The organism is Streptomyces sp. NPDC052299, from assembly GCF_040679335.1.
GTDB lineage: Bacteria > Actinomycetota > Actinomycetes > Streptomycetales > Streptomycetaceae > Streptomyces.
On the sequence record NZ_JBFAUP010000025.1, the window covers coordinates 23,593 to 38,935 of the forward strand.

A 15,343-nucleotide genomic window follows, 5' to 3' on the forward strand; every position below is an offset into this window, starting at 1 on the left:
TTCGTCTGTGCGGTGCTCGTGTCGCGTCGTTCATATCAGACGCCTGAGCGGGCGCTTAGTGCGCGGGCTCGAAGCGGACCACGACGGACTTGGAGGCGGGGGTGTTGCTGGTGTCGGCGGTGGCGTCGAGCGGGACCAGCACATTGGTCTCCGGGTAGTACGCGGCGGCGCAGCCCCGGGCGGTGGGGTAGTGGACGACGCGGAAGCCGGGGGCGCGGCGCTCGACCCCGTCCTTCCACTCGCTGACCAGATCGGTGTACGACCCGTCGGCCAGCCCGAGGGCGTCCGCGTCCTGCGGGTGTACGAGGACGACGCGGCGGCCGCCCTTGATGCCCCGGTAGCGGTCGTCCAGGCCGTAGATCGTGGTGTTGTACTGGTCGTGGGAGCGCAGGGTCTGGAGCAGCAGCCGGCCCTCGGGGACTTCGGGGGACTCGACCGGTGCGGCGGTGAAGTTGGCCTTGCCGGTGGTGGTGGGGAAGCGGCGGGAGTCGCGGGGGCCGTGCGGGAGGGTGAAGCCGCCGGGGTGGGCGATGCGCGCGTTGAAGTTCTCGAAGCCGGGGACGACCCGGGAGATGCGGTCGCGGATCGTGGCGTAGTCCTTCTCGAACTCCTCCCAGGGCGTGGCGGACGCGGGCCCGAGGACGGCGCGGGCGAGGCGGGCGACGATGGCGGGTTCGGAGAGGAGGTGGGGGCTCGCGGGGGTGAGGTTGCCGCGCGAGGCGTGGACCTTGCTCATGGAGTCCTCGACGGTGACGAACTGCTTGCCGCTCGCCTGGACGTCCTTGTCGGTACGGCCGAGGGTGGGCAGGATCAGCGCGCGGGCGCCGGTGACCGCGTGGGAGCGGTTGAGCTTGGTGGAGACGTGGACGGTGAGGCGCGCGTTGCGCATGGCGGCCTCGGTGACGTCGGTGTCGGGGGTCGCGGCGACGAAGTTGCCGCCCATCGCGAAGAAGACCTTGGCCTCGCCGTCGCGCAGGGCGCGGATCGCGCGGACCACGTCGTAGCCGTGGTGGCGCGGTGAGGTGATCCCGAACTCCTTGTCGAGGGCGTCGAGGAAGGCGGGCGCGGGCCGTTCGAAGATGCCCATGGTGCGGTCTCCCTGGACGTTGGAGTGGCCGCGCACGGGGCAGACGCCGGCGCCGGGGCGGCCGATGTTGCCGCGCAGCAGGAGGAAGTTGACGACCTCGCGGATGGTGGGCACGGAGTGCTTGTGCTGGGTGAGGCCCATGGCCCAGCAGACGACGGTGCGCTCCGAGGCCAGGACCATGGCGAGGGCCTGTTCGACGGTGGCGCGGTCGAGCCCGGTCGCGGCGAGCGTCGCGTCCCAGTCCGCCTCGGCCGCGGCGGCCGCGAACTCCTCGTATCCGTGGGTGTGTTCGGCGACGAACGTGCGGTCGACGGCGCCCTCGGTCTCCAGGATCAGCTTGTTCAGGAGGCGGAAGAGGGCCTGGTCGCCGCCGATCCTGATCTGGAGGAAGAGGTCGTTCAGCGGGGTGCCCTTGAGCATGCCCTGAGGGGTCTGCGGGTTCTTGAAGCGTTCGAGGCCGGCCTCGGGCAGCGGGTTCACCGAGATGATCTTCGCTCCGGCCGCCTTGGCCTGCTCCAGGGCGGAGAGCATCCGGGGGTGGTTGGTGCCGGGGTTCTGCCCGGCGATGATGATCAGGTCGGCGTGGTGCAGGTCCTCCAGGGACACCGAGCCCTTGCCGACGCCGATGGTCTCGGTGAGCGCGGAGCCCGAGGACTCGTGGCACATGTTGGAGCAGTCCGGCAGGTTGTTGGTGCCGAACTCGCGGGCGAAGAGCTGGAGGAGGAACGCGGCCTCGTTGCTGGTGCGCCCGGAGGTGTAGAAGACCGCCTCGTCGGGGGATGCGAGGGCGCCCAGCTCCTCGGCCATGATGGCGAAGGCCCGCTCCCAGGTGACCGCCTCGTAGCGGTCGGCGCCCTCGGGGAGGTACACGGGCTGGGTGATGCGGCCCTGCTGGCCGAGCCAGTAGCCGCTGCGCCCGGCGAGGTCGGACACGGGGTGCGCGGCGAAGAAGTCCGGGGTGACCCGCCGGAGCGTGGCCTCCTCGGCGACGGCCTTGACGCCGTTCTCGCAGAACTCGGCGGTGTGCCGCTTGTCGCCCTCGGGCCAGGCGCAGCCGGGGCAGTCGAAGCCGTCCTTCTGGTTGACCTTGAGGAGGGTCTGCGCGGTGCGGCGCAGGCCCATCTGCTGCTGGGCGACGCGCAGGCTCTGGGCGACGGCGGGCAGCCCGGCGGCGGAGTGCTTGGCCGGTCCGACCCGGGGGGCGTCCTGGACGGGGTCTCCTGCGGGCGGCTTGCCGGCCATGGTGCTCCTCTTCGGGGTCCTGCGGGGCCCGGGGGGTGTCTCGCGGGTCCGCCGTGTGGGTTTCCTTCTCCCTCCGATCCTGGCACGGGGTGCGGGCGGGGCGCCGGGTGAGGCGTCGCGGGCGGCGGCCGGTCCGGATTGTCAGTGGTCCGTGGCAGGATCGGGGTGTGGCTGAGACGGCATCGAAGAAGACGGCAGACAACCGACCGCGCCTGCTCCTCATGGACGGGCACTCCCTGGCGTACCGGGCGTTCTTCGCCCTGCCCGCGGAGAATTTCACGACGGCGGCGGGCCAGCCGACGAACGCCGTGTACGGCTTCATGTCGATGCTGGCGAACACCCTGCGTGACGAGGCGCCGACGCACTTCGCGGTGGCGTTCGACGTGTCCCGCAAGACGTGGCGCGCGCAGGAGTTCCCCGAGTACAAGGCGAACCGGTCGAAGACGCCCGACGAGTTCAAGGGCCAGGTCGAGTTGATCGGCGAGCTGCTGGACGCGATGCACGCGGACCGGTTCGCGGTCGAGGGCTTCGAGGCGGACGACGTCATCGCCACGCTGGCGACGCAGGCCGAGGCGGCCGGCTTCGAGGTCCTCATCGTCACGGGGGACCGCGATTCCTTCCAGCTGATCACGGACAACGTGACGGTGCTCTACCCCACCAAGGGGGTCTCCGAGCTGACCCGGTTCACCCCGGAGAAGGTCGTGGAGAAGTACGGCCTCACCCCGCGGCAGTATCCGGACTTCGCGGCGCTGCGCGGTGACCCGTCGGACAACCTTCCGAGCATCCCCAAGGTCGGTGAGAAGACCGCCGCGAAGTGGATCAACCAGTTCGGTTCGTTCGACGAGCTGATCGCCCGGGCCGACGAGGTCAAGGGCGTCGCCGGGCAGAATCTCCGCGACCACCTGGACGCGGTGAAGATGAACCGCGTGCTGACCGAGATGGTCCGGGACGTGGAGCTGCCGAAGACCCCGGAAGGGCTGGAGCGCGCCCCCTACGACCGCACGGCGGTCACCGGCATCCTGGACATACTGGAGATCCGCAACCCGAGCCTGCGCGAGCGGCTGCTCGCGGTGGACCCGGGCGCCGCGGAGGCCGAGCCGCCCGCGCCCGCCGCCGGGATCGAGCTGGACGGGGCGGTGCTCGGCACCGGCGAGGTGGGCCCCTGGCTGGCGGAGCACGGCGGGCAGCCGCTCGGCGTCATGACGGTCGACACCTGGGCGCTCGGCGCGGGCACGGTCACCGAGATCGCGCTCGCCGCCGCCGACGGGTCCGCTGCCTGGCTGGACCCGGCGCAGCTGGACGAGGCCGACGAGCGGGCGTTCGCCGCCTGGGTCGCGGACCCGGCCCGGCCCAAGGTCATGCACAACGCGAAGAGCGCGATGCGGGTCTTCCCGGAGCACGGCTGGCACCTCGACGGCGTCACGATGGACACCGCGCTCGCCGCGTATCTGGTGAAGCCCGGCCGCCGCTCCTTCGCGCTGGACGCGCTGGCCGTGGAGTATCTGGGCCGGGAGCTCGCCCCGGCCGCCGCGGCCGACGGTCAGCTGGCGTTCGGCGCCGACGACCGGGCGGAGGCCGACGCCCTGATGGCGCAGGCCCGCGCGGTCCTGGATCTCGGTGACGCGTTCACGGAGCGGCTGAAGGAGGTCGGCGCGGCCGAGCTGCTGCACGACATGGAGCTTCCGACGTCGGTCCTGCTCGCCCGCCTGGAGCGGCACGGCATCGCGGCGGACCGGGCCCATCTGGAGGGCATGGAGCAGCAGTTCGCCGGTGCCGTCCAGCAGGCGGTGAAGGAGGCCCACGCGTCGGTGGGCCGGGAGTTCAACCTCGGTTCGCCCAAGCAGCTCCAGGAGGTCCTGTTCGGGGAGCTGGGCCTGCCGAAGACCAAGAAGACCAAGACCGGTTACACGACGGACGCGGACGCGCTGGCCTGGCTGGCCGCCCAGACGGAGCACGAGCTGCCCGTTCTCATGCTCCGCCACCGCGAGCAGGCGAAGCTGCGGGTCACCGTCGAGGGCCTGGTGAAGACGATCGCGGCGGACGGCCGTATCCACACCACGTTCAACCAGACGGTGGCGGCGACCGGCCGGCTGTCCTCCACCGACCCGAATCTGCAGAACATCCCCGTCCGCACGGACGAGGGCCGGGCGATCCGCCGCGGCTTCGTCGTCGGCGAGGGCTTCGAGACGCTGATGACGGCCGACTACAGCCAGATCGAACTGCGCGTGATGGCCCACCTCTCCGAGGACGCGGGCCTCATCGAGGCGTTCACCTCCGGCGAGGACCTGCACACCACGGTCGCCTCACAGGTCTTCGGCGTCGAGAAGACGGCGGTCGACCCGGAGATGCGGCGCAAGATCAAGGCCATGAGCTACGGCCTGGCGTACGGGCTCTCCGCCTTCGGCCTCTCCCAGCAGCTGAACATCGAGGCGGGCGAGGCCCGGGTCCTGATGGACACCTACTTCGAGCGGTTCGGCGGGGTCCGGGACTATCTGCGCCGCGTGGTCGAGGAGGCCCGGGCCACCGGATACACGGAGACGATCTTCGGCCGCCGCCGCTATCTCCCCGACCTCAACAGCGACAACCGCCAGCGCCGCGAGACCGCCGAGCGGATGGCGCTCAACGCCCCGATCCAGGGCACCGCCGCCGACATCGTCAAGGTCGCCATGCTCCACGTCGACCGGGCGCTGACCGAGGCGGAGCTGAGGTCCCGGATGCTGCTCCAGGTGCACGACGAAATCGTGCTGGAGATCGCCGCGGGCGAGCGGGAGCAGGTCGAGAGCATCCTGCGCCACGAAATGTCCACGGCGGTGCGGCTGCGCGCCCCGCTGGACGTGTCGGTCGGCGTCGGCGGCGACTGGGAGTCAGCGGCCCACTGACCGCCGGTGGCCGGGGTCCGCAGGGGCCCCGGCCGCCTCCGCCTCCCGCCGCGCTGTGGTCAGGGCCTTTCGTTTGGATCAGGCCGGGCTCGCGGGGCCTGGCACGCGCATCTGCGGCGTTGTCGTCAATCACCAACGCTCCGCGTTGCCTCAATCCTCCGCCTTGCAGCTGCACGCACCAGGCCCCGCTCCCTGATCCGGCCTGATCCAAACGAAAGGCCCTGGCCGCACCGTTGCCGCGTAGAGAAGGAGCCCCGCCGCGAGGCCCGCGCCCGCGCCGAAGCAGGCCGTCGGGATGATGTCCAGCGGCGTGTCGACGCGCCCGTGGTACGCGTACCAGCGGGCGCACCGGTGCACGGTGCCCAGGACGGCGCAGAGCCCGATGCCGGCGAGCGCCCAGCCCCGGACCCGTGCGCCGAGGACCGGCACGGAGGCGGGCACCGGCCGGTCCCCGGTGCGCCGCAGCCCCGACACCGCGAACCAGGCGAGCAGCAGCAGGGCCGGGGCCGATGTGCCGTACTGGACGAGCGTGAAGACCGGGTATCCGGCCACGCTGCCGTCGAGCCCGGGCACCAGGCGTACGCCCCACCGGCCGTGATGGGTGAAGGCGTCCCACACGACATGGGTGGCGGACCCGATCACCGCCGACACCGCGAACCACATGGCGTCCCGCGCGCCGGGCCGCCACCGCCCGGGGCCCGCCGGGGCCCCGCCGCGCAGCCAGGTGTGCACGCGCCCCCGCCACCGCCGAGGCAGCAACGCCACCAGCGGGTCGCGCAGCAGCAGCCACAGCCCGAGTGCCAGTGCGGTGATCAGGACGTCCACGGTGACGACACCCCACACCGCGTGGGTGGCCTCGCCGAACTCCATCGCGCCCGGGATCACCGAGTCCGCGAAGTACGTCAGGTCGGGGGCGAACGACCCGGCGACCAGGGCCGAGGCGAGCAGCGGACCGCGGCCCGTGCCGTCGCGCCGGAGCCCCGGGAGCACGGCGGCGGCATGGCTGAGCGTGAAGGGCATGCGGGCAGTATGCGTGACCCGGAGGGGCAGGTCCGGGGTGGCCCGGCGGGCAGGAAGCCCCGTCACGGGGATGTCCGCACGTGGACAACTTGTGTTCAGGAAGGTGAGAAAGCGGTAAGAACCGGCCCGCCCGCTGTGTGCGCGCCGCAGGAGTTGCCGTAGGGTCGCCTGAGTCCAGGCGCAGGGGAGCGCCGACAGCGACGAGGGGGAGGGCCCACACGTCATGGCAGCGCAATTCGGTCGCCGACTGTACAGAGGAGCGGCCACCACCGCCGTGGCTGCCGTCGCCGTGGCGGCGCTCTCGGCCTCGCAGGCCCCCGGTGCCCCGTCCCCGTTCAACGCGGCGGACGGCGAGCAGCCGGCCGCGGGCTCCTCGACCCCGGCAGACCAGGGCGGCGGCGTCTCCGGCGACTCGCCGTACTACACGGACCTGCCGCCGCTGAACACCCCGGAGAAGCCCGGCAGTTCGGCCGATCTCCCGGTGACCGGCCCCGCCGAGGCCGGCATACCCGCCTCCGTCCTGGCGGCGTACAAGAGGGCCGAGCGGACCATCGCGGGCACGGACGCGGCCTGCCGGCTGCCGTGGCAGCTGCTCGCCGCGATCGGCAAGGTCGAGTCCGGGCAGGCCCGTGGCGGCCGGGTCGACGCGCAGGGCACCACGCTCTCCCCGATCCTCGGCCCCGCCCTCGACGGCAACGGCTTCGCCCTGATCAAGGACACCGACAACGGCGCCTACGACGGGGACCGGACGCACGACCGGGCGGTCGGCCCGATGCAGTTCATCCCGTCCACCTGGGCGACCTGGGGTCAGGACGGCAACGGCGACGGCCGCAAGGACCCCAACAACGTCTACGACGCCGCGCTCGCCGCGGGACGCTACCTCTGCGCCGGGGACCGCGACCTGTCGACCGCCACCGACCTGGACCGGGCGGTCCTGAGCTACAACCACTCCGACGTGTACCTGCGTACGGTCCGCTCCTGGTTCACGTACTACAACCGCGGCACGCACGAGGTGCCCGACGGCACCGGTGTCCTCCCGACCGGCCCCACCAGCCGCGACCGCGGCCCCGGCCGGCCGTCCGGCGGCCCGTCGCGCACGCCGTCCCCGACGCCCTCGCCGTCCAGTACGCCGAAGCCGGGCACGTCCGGCAAGCCCGCGAAGCCGTCCGAGCCCAGCCCCGAGCCCTCCAAGCCGAAGCCCCCGACGCACAGCCCGACCCCGGCGCCCAGCCCGTCCCAGCAGGTGGCGGCGCTGCAGAACGACGGCACCGGCACGCTGACCGCCACCGCCGGTGAGGAGTTCGCCGGGAGGGTCAAGGTGCGGGCGCGCGACGGCGTCGGCAAGGCGGTGGCCAAGGCGAAGGTCACCTTCACCGTCGTCGGCGACACCGACACCACGTTCGGTGGTGGCTTCACGTCGGTCACCCTTGCCACCGGCGCCGACGGCACGGTCTCCTCGCCGGTGCTCCGTGCGGGCGAGAAGACCGGCGACTTCACCGTGCGGGCCGCCGTGGACGGCACCTCGGTCGCCACGACGTTCAAGGCGACCGTCACCGCCCGCCAGGCCGACGCCATCGCCCGGACCGGCACCACCGAGCTGACCGCCGTCGCCGGGGAGACCTTCGACGACATCACCGTCGCCGCCACCTACAAGGGCAAGGCCGCGGGCAGGGTCGCCGTCACCGCGACCATGATCACCAGCGGCGACGACCCGGCCGTGAACGACAAGGGCCCGTACTGCACGAACGACGCGGGCGACCCCGTCCGCACCATCGAGCTCACCACCGCGGCCGACGGCAGCCTGAAGCTCCCGAAGTTCTACGCGGACGGCCCGGCCGGTACGTACAAGCTGCGCCTCACCACCGAGGGCGGTGCCACGGTCACCATCGACCTGACCGTCGAGGAACGCACGGCCACCGCGGCCTCCTGACACCACGCCGCGGCCCCTCCGCCCGTCGGAGGGGCCGCGGCGTGCTCAGTCCCGCTTCAGCCGCGCCTTCGTGAAGCGGGTCGCCTCCATCGTCGTCGGGTCCTCCGGCCACGGGTGCTTCGGGTAGCGGCCGCGCAGCTCGGCCCGGACCGCCTTGTAGCCGTCGCGCCAGAACGACGCCAGGTCCGCCGTCACCGCCGCCGGCCGCCCGGCGGGGGAGAGCAGGTGCACCAGGACCGGCACGCCCGCGACCTCCGGGGTCTGCTGGAGGCCGAACAGCTCCTGGAGCTTCACCGCGAGCACCGGCTGGTCCCCGCCGTACTCCACCCGGACGCGCGAACCGCTCGGCACCTCGATCCGCTCCGGCGCCAGCTCGTCCAGGCGGACCGCCTCGCCCGTCGCCCACGGCAGCAGCCGCCGCAGCGCCTGCCCCGCGTCGATCGCGGCCAGGTCCGAGCGCCGCCGTGCCCGCGACAGCTCGGGCTCCAGCCACGCCCCGGGGTCCGCCAGCAGCGCCCCGTCCGACACGTCCGGCCACGGCTCGCCCAGCACCCGGTGCAGGAAGGCCAGCCGCTCCCGCAGCTGCCCCGCGTCCCGGCTCCACCGCAGCAGCCCCGGGCCCTCCCGCCGCAGCCCCGCCACCAGGGCCTCGCGGACCAGCGCCGGATCGGGCTGCTTCAGCGGGCGGGCGGCCAGCTCGACCGCACCCAGCCGCTCCACCCGGCGGGCGACGACGTCGTGGCCGTCCCAGCGGACCTCCTCGCCCGCGAACCGCAGCGGAGCCGCCGCCAGGAGCGCGGTGTCCTCATCGACGACGGCTGCCAGGCGCACCCGGGCGGACGCCGCGTGCGCCGGCCGGTCCGCGACCGCCACGGCCAGCCAGGGCGCCCCGCGCAGCCCGGAGCCCTCGCCCGGCTCCGCGCCCGTGCCCGACGCCATCAGGAACGCCCCGCCGCCCCGCGCTCGCGCCACCCGCTCCGGGAACGCCAGGGCCGCCACGAGCCCCACCGCCGCGTCGTCCGCGACGGCCCGGCCGCCGCCGCCGTCGCCCTCGAGCGCGGACGACAGGCGCCGCACCTCCTGGCGCCAGCGGCCCGCGTAGGCGTCCTGGCCCCGGCGCGCGGTGCGCAGCGCGGCCGCCAGGTCGTCCCCGTACGAGCGGGGCGGTTCCTCGCTCAGCAGCGCCACCACCTCGGCGGCCCGGCGCCCGCCCACTTCGGCCGCGCCGTCCAGCAGCGCCCGGGCCAGCCGGGGGTGCAGCCCGAGGCGGGACATCCGGACGCCCCGCTCGGTGACCCGGCCGTCCGGGCCGACCGCGCCGACCGCCGCGAGGACCTGGCGGGCGGCGGCCATCGCCCTCTCCGGCGGCGCGTCGAGCAGCGCGAGTCCGGAGGCGTCCGGATCGCCCCAGCAGGCCGTCTGGAGGGCGAAGGCCGTCAGGTCGGCCACCCTGATCTCCGGGGCCGGGAAGCGGGCGAGCCGGCCGTCCTCCGCCTGGTCCCAGCAGCGGTACACCGTCCCCGGCGCCTCGCGCCCCGCACGCCCCGCGCGCTGCCGCCCCGCCGCCTGCGAGGCCCGTACGGTGGCCAGCGCGCTCAGGCCCCGGGCGTGGTCGGTGCGCGGCTCCCGGGCGAGCCCCGAGTCGACCACTGTCCGCACGCCGGGGACCGTCAGCGACGACTCGGCCACCGAGGTCGCCAGGACCACCCGCCGCCCCTCCGCAGACCCGGCCAGCACCGCGTCCTGCACGGCCGCCGGGGCCCGCCCGTGGACCTGGAGCACTTCGGCCCCGACGCCCGCCAGCTGCCCGGCGACCCGGCCGATCTCGCCGACGCCGGGCAGGAAGCACAGCACGTCGCCGTCCCGCTCGGCGAGCGCCCGCCGCACCACGGAGGCGACATGGCTCAGGAGCGCCGGGTCGACCCTCATCCCGTGCGGCGGCCGCACCGGCGCGGACGGCGGGGCCCACACCACCTCCACCGGGTGCGACACGCCGCGCGCCTCGACCACCGGGGCGTCGCCGAGCAGCCGGGCCCAGCCCTCCGCGTCCGTCGTCGCGGACGCCGCCACCAGACGCAGGTCCGGGCGGAGCGCCGCGCGCACGTCCAGCAGGAAAGCGGCCACCGTGTCCGCGTCCAGATGGCGTTCGTGGCATTCGTCGATGATCACCGCGTCCACCCCGGCCAGCTCCTGGTCGCGCTGCAACCGCTGGAGCAGCACCCCGGTGGTGACGACCTCCACCACGGTGTCCGGGCCGACGACCCGCTCGCCGCGCACGGTGAACCCGACGCGCGCCCCGGCCCGCTCGCCCAGCAGCCACGCCATGCGCCGGGCCGCCGCGCGGGCGGCGATCCGGCGCGGCTCGGCGACGACGACCCGGCGCACCGGGCCCTCGCCGGTGAGCCCGGCCAGGGCGAGCGGGACGAGGGTGGTCTTGCCGGTGCCGGGGGGTGCGCACAGGACCGCGGTCCCGTGGTCGTCCAGCGCCTGCCGGAGGGCGGGGACGGCGGTGCGGACGGGCAGCCGGTCGAGGGCGTCGGTGCGGATCACGCCCCCAGTCTCGTACGGCGTGGCCCCGGTCCCCGCACCGGCCGTCGGCTCAGTCCCGGACGCAGACGAAGATCGCGGTCCCCGGGATCAGGTTGCCGCGCAGCGGGGACCAGCCGCCCCACTCCTGGTCGTTCCAGGCGGGCCACTCCGGCTCGACCAGGTCCACCAGCCGGAAGCCGCCCGCGACCACGTCCCGGACCCGGTCGCCCAGCGTGCGGTGGTGTTCGACGTAGACCGCGTCGCCCTGCTCGTCCTGCTCCACGTAGGGCGTGCGGTCGAAGTAGGAGGCGGCCACCGACAGGCCCTCGGGGCCGGGCTCGTCCGGGAAGGCCCAGCGGACGGGGTGCGTCACGGAGAAGACCCAGCGGCCGCCCGGGCGGAGCACCCGGTGGACCTCGCGGAAGACCTGGACCGGGTCGGCGACGAAGGGCACCGCGCCGTAGGCGGAGCAGGCCAGGTCGAAGGAGGCGGTGCGGAACGGCAGGCGTCCGGCGTCCGCCTCGACCAGCGGGACGTCCGCGCCGATGCGTAGGGCGTGCTGGAGCTGGCGGTGCGAGAGGTCCAGGGCGACGGGGCGGGCGCCCTGCGCGGCCAGCCAGCGGGAGCACTGGGCCGCGCCGGCGCCGATCTCCAGGACGTCGAGCCCCTTCAGCGCGGCGGCGGGGCCCAGCAGCCCGGCCGTCTCCTCGTCCAGGCCCTCGGGGCCCCAGACGAAGCGGTCGTCACCGAGGAAGGCGCCGTGCTCGCTCTGGTACTCGTCGGCGTTGCGGTCCCACCAGCCCCGGCTGGCCCGGCTGCTCTCGGTGGTCCCGGTGCTGCGGCGGGTCGCCTCGGGTTCGGCGGCGTACATCTCTTGGCTCATCGTGTCCGTCGTTGTAGTTTGCCTTCACCCCGCCGTACGCGGTACGTACCAAGCGGGCCTGCGCAGCGCTGCTCCGGTGTGTCCGGAGGCTGCCGGACACGATCTGGCCTCGGTGAACCCGAGTTGTGCCGGATATGGGGCTTTCCGCCCACGGTGTCCGCCTTCGCGCATTGACCGTGCCCTGCTGCCCCCGTATGCTACAAGTTGCGCTGCGAGCCTGCGCTCCTCAGACCTAGCAGGCCGCGCTCGCATCTGTTGCTAGTCCCCTCGGTTCACGAGGCGCCTTCCGGACATGGATTTGGCGCTTCCCGGGCTGTCCGGCTTAGGCAGAGGCGATACGGGCTTTCGGCGTAGCAGTACCTACGACTCACTGTCCGTACCGGAGCCCTTTCCCACATGACGAGCAGCACCGAGACCACCGCCACCACTCCGCAGGTTGCGGTCAACGACATCGGCGACGCGGACGCGTTCCTCGCGGCGATCGACGAGACGATCAAGTACTTCAACGACGGCGACATCGTTGACGGTGTCATCGTCAAGGTTGACCGGGACGAGGTTCTCCTCGACATCGGTTACAAGACCGAAGGTGTCATCCCGAGCCGCGAGCTCTCGATCAAGCACGACGTCGACCCGAACGAGGTCGTGAAGGTCGGTGACGAGATCGAGGCCCTGGTTCTCCAGAAGGAGGACAAGGAAGGCCGCCTGATCCTCTCGAAGAAGCGCGCTCAGTACGAGCGTGCCTGGGGCACCATCGAGAAGATCAAGGAAGAGGACGGCATCGTCACCGGTACCGTCATCGAGGTCGTCAAGGGTGGTCTCATCCTCGACATCGGCCTCCGCGGCTTCCTCCCGGCGTCGCTCGTCGAGATGCGTCGTGTCCGCGACCTCCAGCCGTACGTGGGCAAGGAGCTCGAGGCCAAGATCATCGAGCTGGACAAGAACCGCAACAACGTGGTCCTGTCCCGCCGTGCCTGGCTGGAGCAGACCCAGTCCGAGGTCCGCCAGACGTTCCTCACGACCCTCCAGAAGGGTCAGGTCCGCTCCGGCGTCGTCTCCTCGATCGTCAACTTCGGTGCCTTCGTGGACCTGGGCGGCGTCGACGGTCTGGTGCACGTCTCCGAGCTGTCCTGGAAGCACATCGACCACCCCTCCGAGGTCGTCGAGGTCGGCCAGGAGGTCACCGTCGAGGTCCTCGACGTCGACATGGACCGCGAGCGCGTCTCGCTGTCGCTCAAGGCGACGCAGGAAGACCCGTGGCAGCAGTTCGCCCGTACGCACCAGATCGGGCAGGTCGTCCCCGGTAAGGTCACCAAGCTCGTTCCGTTCGGTGCGTTCGTCCGCGTGGACGAGGGCATCGAGGGTCTGGTCCACATCTCCGAGCTGGCCGAGCGCCACGTGGAGATCCCGGAGCAGGTCGTCCAGGTCAACGACGAGATCTTCGTCAAGGTCATCGACATCGACCTCGAGCGCCGTCGCATCAGCCTCTCGCTGAAGCAGGCCAACGAGGCGTTCGGCGGGGACCCGGCCTCGGTCGAGTTCGACCCGACCCTGTACGGCATGGCCGCGTCCTACGACGACCAGGGCAACTACATCTACCCCGAGGGCTTCGACCCCGAGACCAACGACTGGCTCGAGGGCTTCGAGGCTCAGCGCGAGATCTGGGAGACCCAGTACGCCGAGGCGCAGCAGCGCTTCGAGCAGCACCAGGCCCAGGTCATCAAGTCCCGCGAGGCCGACGAGGCCGCTGCCGCCGAGGGTGCTGCCACCCCCGCCGGCAACACGCAGGCCGCGTCGGGCACCGGCGGCGGCTCCTACTCCTCGGAGTCCTCGGACAACTCCGGCGCCCTGGCGTCGGACGAGGCCCTGGCCGCGCTCCGCGAGAAGCTGGCGGGTGGCCAGAGCTGACGCTCTGTCCCTCCGGCCGGTCATCGGCTGCGGTAGGTAAGTGACCGTGAGGCCCGCTCCCTTCGGGGAGCGGGCCTCACGCGTTTCCGCGCGGTGACGTAACACAGAGAAACGTGCGGGATACACGAATAGCCGACGGCTCGTAACAGCCGCTTGTCAGGATCCCGGCAACCTCAAGATCCGAAGGGGAGCCGGGACATGACGCACGCATCGCACCAGTCGCCCGCGGCACCGGGCACGAGCCGCCGCACCTTCCTGCACAACGTCGGAATCGCAGGTGGGGCCGGGGCCATGTTCGCCACCATGGGGGCGCTCGGGCTCGCCCCCACCGCACAGGCCGCAGGGCGCGAACCCGCCTACCGCGCTCCCAGCAAGAGCGACTTCCACCTCAAGGGCAGGGCAGCCGCCAAGGTGGTCGTCGTCGGCGGCGGCATCGCCGGTCTGGCCACCGCCTACGAACTGGGCAAGGCGGGCTACGACTGCACGGTCCTGGAGGCCAGGGGCCGCACGGGCGGCCGGAACTTCACCGTGCGCGGCGGCGATTCCACCACCGACATCCACGGCGTCGAGCAGACCGCCCACTTCTCCGACGGGCAGTACATGAACGCCGGGCCCGGCCGGATACCGCAGTGGATGGTCACCCTCGACTACTGCCGCGAGCTCGGCGTACCCATAGAGGTCTTCACCAACGTGAACGCCAACGCCTACATCTTCAACGAGAAGGCGGGCATGAAGGCGCCGGTGCGCTACCGCACCGCCAAGGCCGACGTATACGGCTATGTCGCGGAGCTGCTCTCCAAGGCCACCGACAAGGGCGCGCTCGACCGGCAGGTCACCGCCGAGGACCAGGAGCGGCTGCTGGAATTCCTCAAGGACTTCGGGGACATCGGCGACACGCTCGACTACACCGGCAGTCCCCGCCGGGGCTACCGTGTCGACCCGGCCGCCGCAGGCACGCCGGGGGAAGCGCTCGGCTCCGTCCCCTCCGCCTCCGAAGTCTTCGCGAGCGGTGTCGGACGCTACTTCGCCTTCGAGTTCGAGTACGACCAGGCCATGCTGATGTTCCAGCCCGTCGGCGGCATGGACCGCATACCCGCCGCCCTCACCCGGGCCATCGGCGAACGACGCATCCGGACCGGGGCCGCCGTTACGGACATCACCGACACGGCCCACGGCGTCACCGTCACGTACACCCGGTCCGGCCGGACCCGCCGCATCGAGGCGGACTACTGCGTCGCCGCCCTGCCGCCCAACATCCTGGCCAAGACCTCGCACAATCTGGGCCCGGCCGTCCAGACCGCTCTGGAGGCGTGCAAGCCCTCCTCGGCCGGGAAGATCGGGCTCGAATACCGCAGCCGCTGGTGGGAGAGCGACCACCGGATCTACGGCGGCATCACCGAGACCGACATGGACCTCGCCCACATCTGGTACCCGTCCTACGGCCACCAAGGCCGTCGCGGCACGATCATCGGCTACTACAACACCGGCTCCAACGCGGACGCGTACGCCGCACTCACCCCTGCCGAGCGGGAGGCCCGCGCGATCGCCCAGGGAGTGAAGATCCACGGCGAGAAGTACCGCACCGAACTCGCCACCTCGTTCTCGCACCACTGGCGTCAGACCCCGTACCTGGAGGCTTCCTGGCACTCCCTGGCGGGCGGTCCGGACGCCCCCGTCTTCGCGCCCCTCAACCGGGCCGCGGGGCACGTCTACTTCGCGGGGGACTACCTGAGCTACGCCGACGCCTGGCAGCACGGCGCGTTCACCTCGGCGCGCAAGGCCGTCATGGCACTGCACGAGCGGGTTCTTGGGTAGACACCGTACGAAGGGGGGCATGGACAGGGAATGACCATGCCCCCCTGAGCGTT

Annotated in this window: 8 protein-coding genes; 4 read left to right on the plus strand and 4 right to left on the minus strand. The window is 72.5% G+C overall.

Annotated elements, in window-relative coordinates; genetic code table 11:
- Positions 1–55: 55 nt before the first annotated feature.
- Positions 56–2,329, minus strand: coding sequence for an FdhF/YdeP family oxidoreductase (locus AB0L33_RS31050; RefSeq protein WP_365686708.1), 2,274 nt, complete (start codon positions 2,327–2,329; stop codon positions 56–58).
- A 167-nt stretch (positions 2,330–2,496) separates the two neighbouring features.
- On the opposite strand from AB0L33_RS31050, the gene polA reads away from it, so the two are divergent.
- On the plus strand, positions 2,497–5,208 hold the full coding sequence (polA, locus tag AB0L33_RS31055; protein WP_365686709.1) for a DNA polymerase I: 2,712 nt from the start codon (positions 2,497–2,499) through the stop codon (positions 5,206–5,208).
- Between the two features lie 150 nt (positions 5,209–5,358).
- On the opposite strand, the gene AB0L33_RS31060 is transcribed toward polA, so the two are convergent.
- The gene (locus AB0L33_RS31060) at positions 5,359–6,228 is read right to left on the minus strand and encodes a DUF4184 family protein (RefSeq protein ID WP_365686710.1); all 870 of its coding nucleotides are present in this window, start codon (positions 6,226–6,228) and stop codon (positions 5,359–5,361) included.
- A 223-nt stretch (positions 6,229–6,451) separates the two neighbouring features.
- On the opposite strand from AB0L33_RS31060, the gene AB0L33_RS31065 reads away from it, so the two are divergent.
- A complete protein-coding gene (locus AB0L33_RS31065; RefSeq protein ID WP_365686712.1) occupies positions 6,452–8,158 on the plus strand; it encodes a lytic murein transglycosylase in 1,707 nt (568 codons plus the stop codon).
- A gap of 45 nt (positions 8,159–8,203) precedes the next feature.
- On the opposite strand, the gene hrpB is transcribed toward AB0L33_RS31065, so the two are convergent.
- Both hrpB and AB0L33_RS31075 read right to left on the minus strand, forming a co-directional pair.
- Entirely contained in the window at positions 8,204–10,708 is a 2,505-nt protein-coding gene (gene hrpB / locus AB0L33_RS31070; RefSeq protein WP_365686714.1) for an ATP-dependent helicase HrpB, read from the minus strand.
- A gap of 49 nt (positions 10,709–10,757) precedes the next feature.
- Entirely contained in the window at positions 10,758–11,570 is an 813-nt protein-coding gene (locus AB0L33_RS31075) for a class I SAM-dependent methyltransferase (protein WP_365686715.1), read from the minus strand.
- Positions 11,571–11,966: 396 nt separating this feature from the next.
- On the opposite strand from AB0L33_RS31075, the gene rpsA reads away from it, so the two are divergent.
- Both rpsA and AB0L33_RS31085 read left to right on the plus strand, forming a co-directional pair.
- Positions 11,967–13,475, plus strand: coding sequence for a 30S ribosomal protein S1 (gene rpsA / locus AB0L33_RS31080; protein WP_365686717.1), 1,509 nt, complete (start codon positions 11,967–11,969; stop codon positions 13,473–13,475).
- A 291-nt stretch (positions 13,476–13,766) separates the two neighbouring features.
- On the plus strand, positions 13,767–15,290 hold the full coding sequence (locus AB0L33_RS31085) for an FAD-dependent oxidoreductase (protein WP_365686794.1): 1,524 nt from the start codon (positions 13,767–13,769) through the stop codon (positions 15,288–15,290).
- Positions 15,291–15,343: the final 53 nt, after the last annotated feature.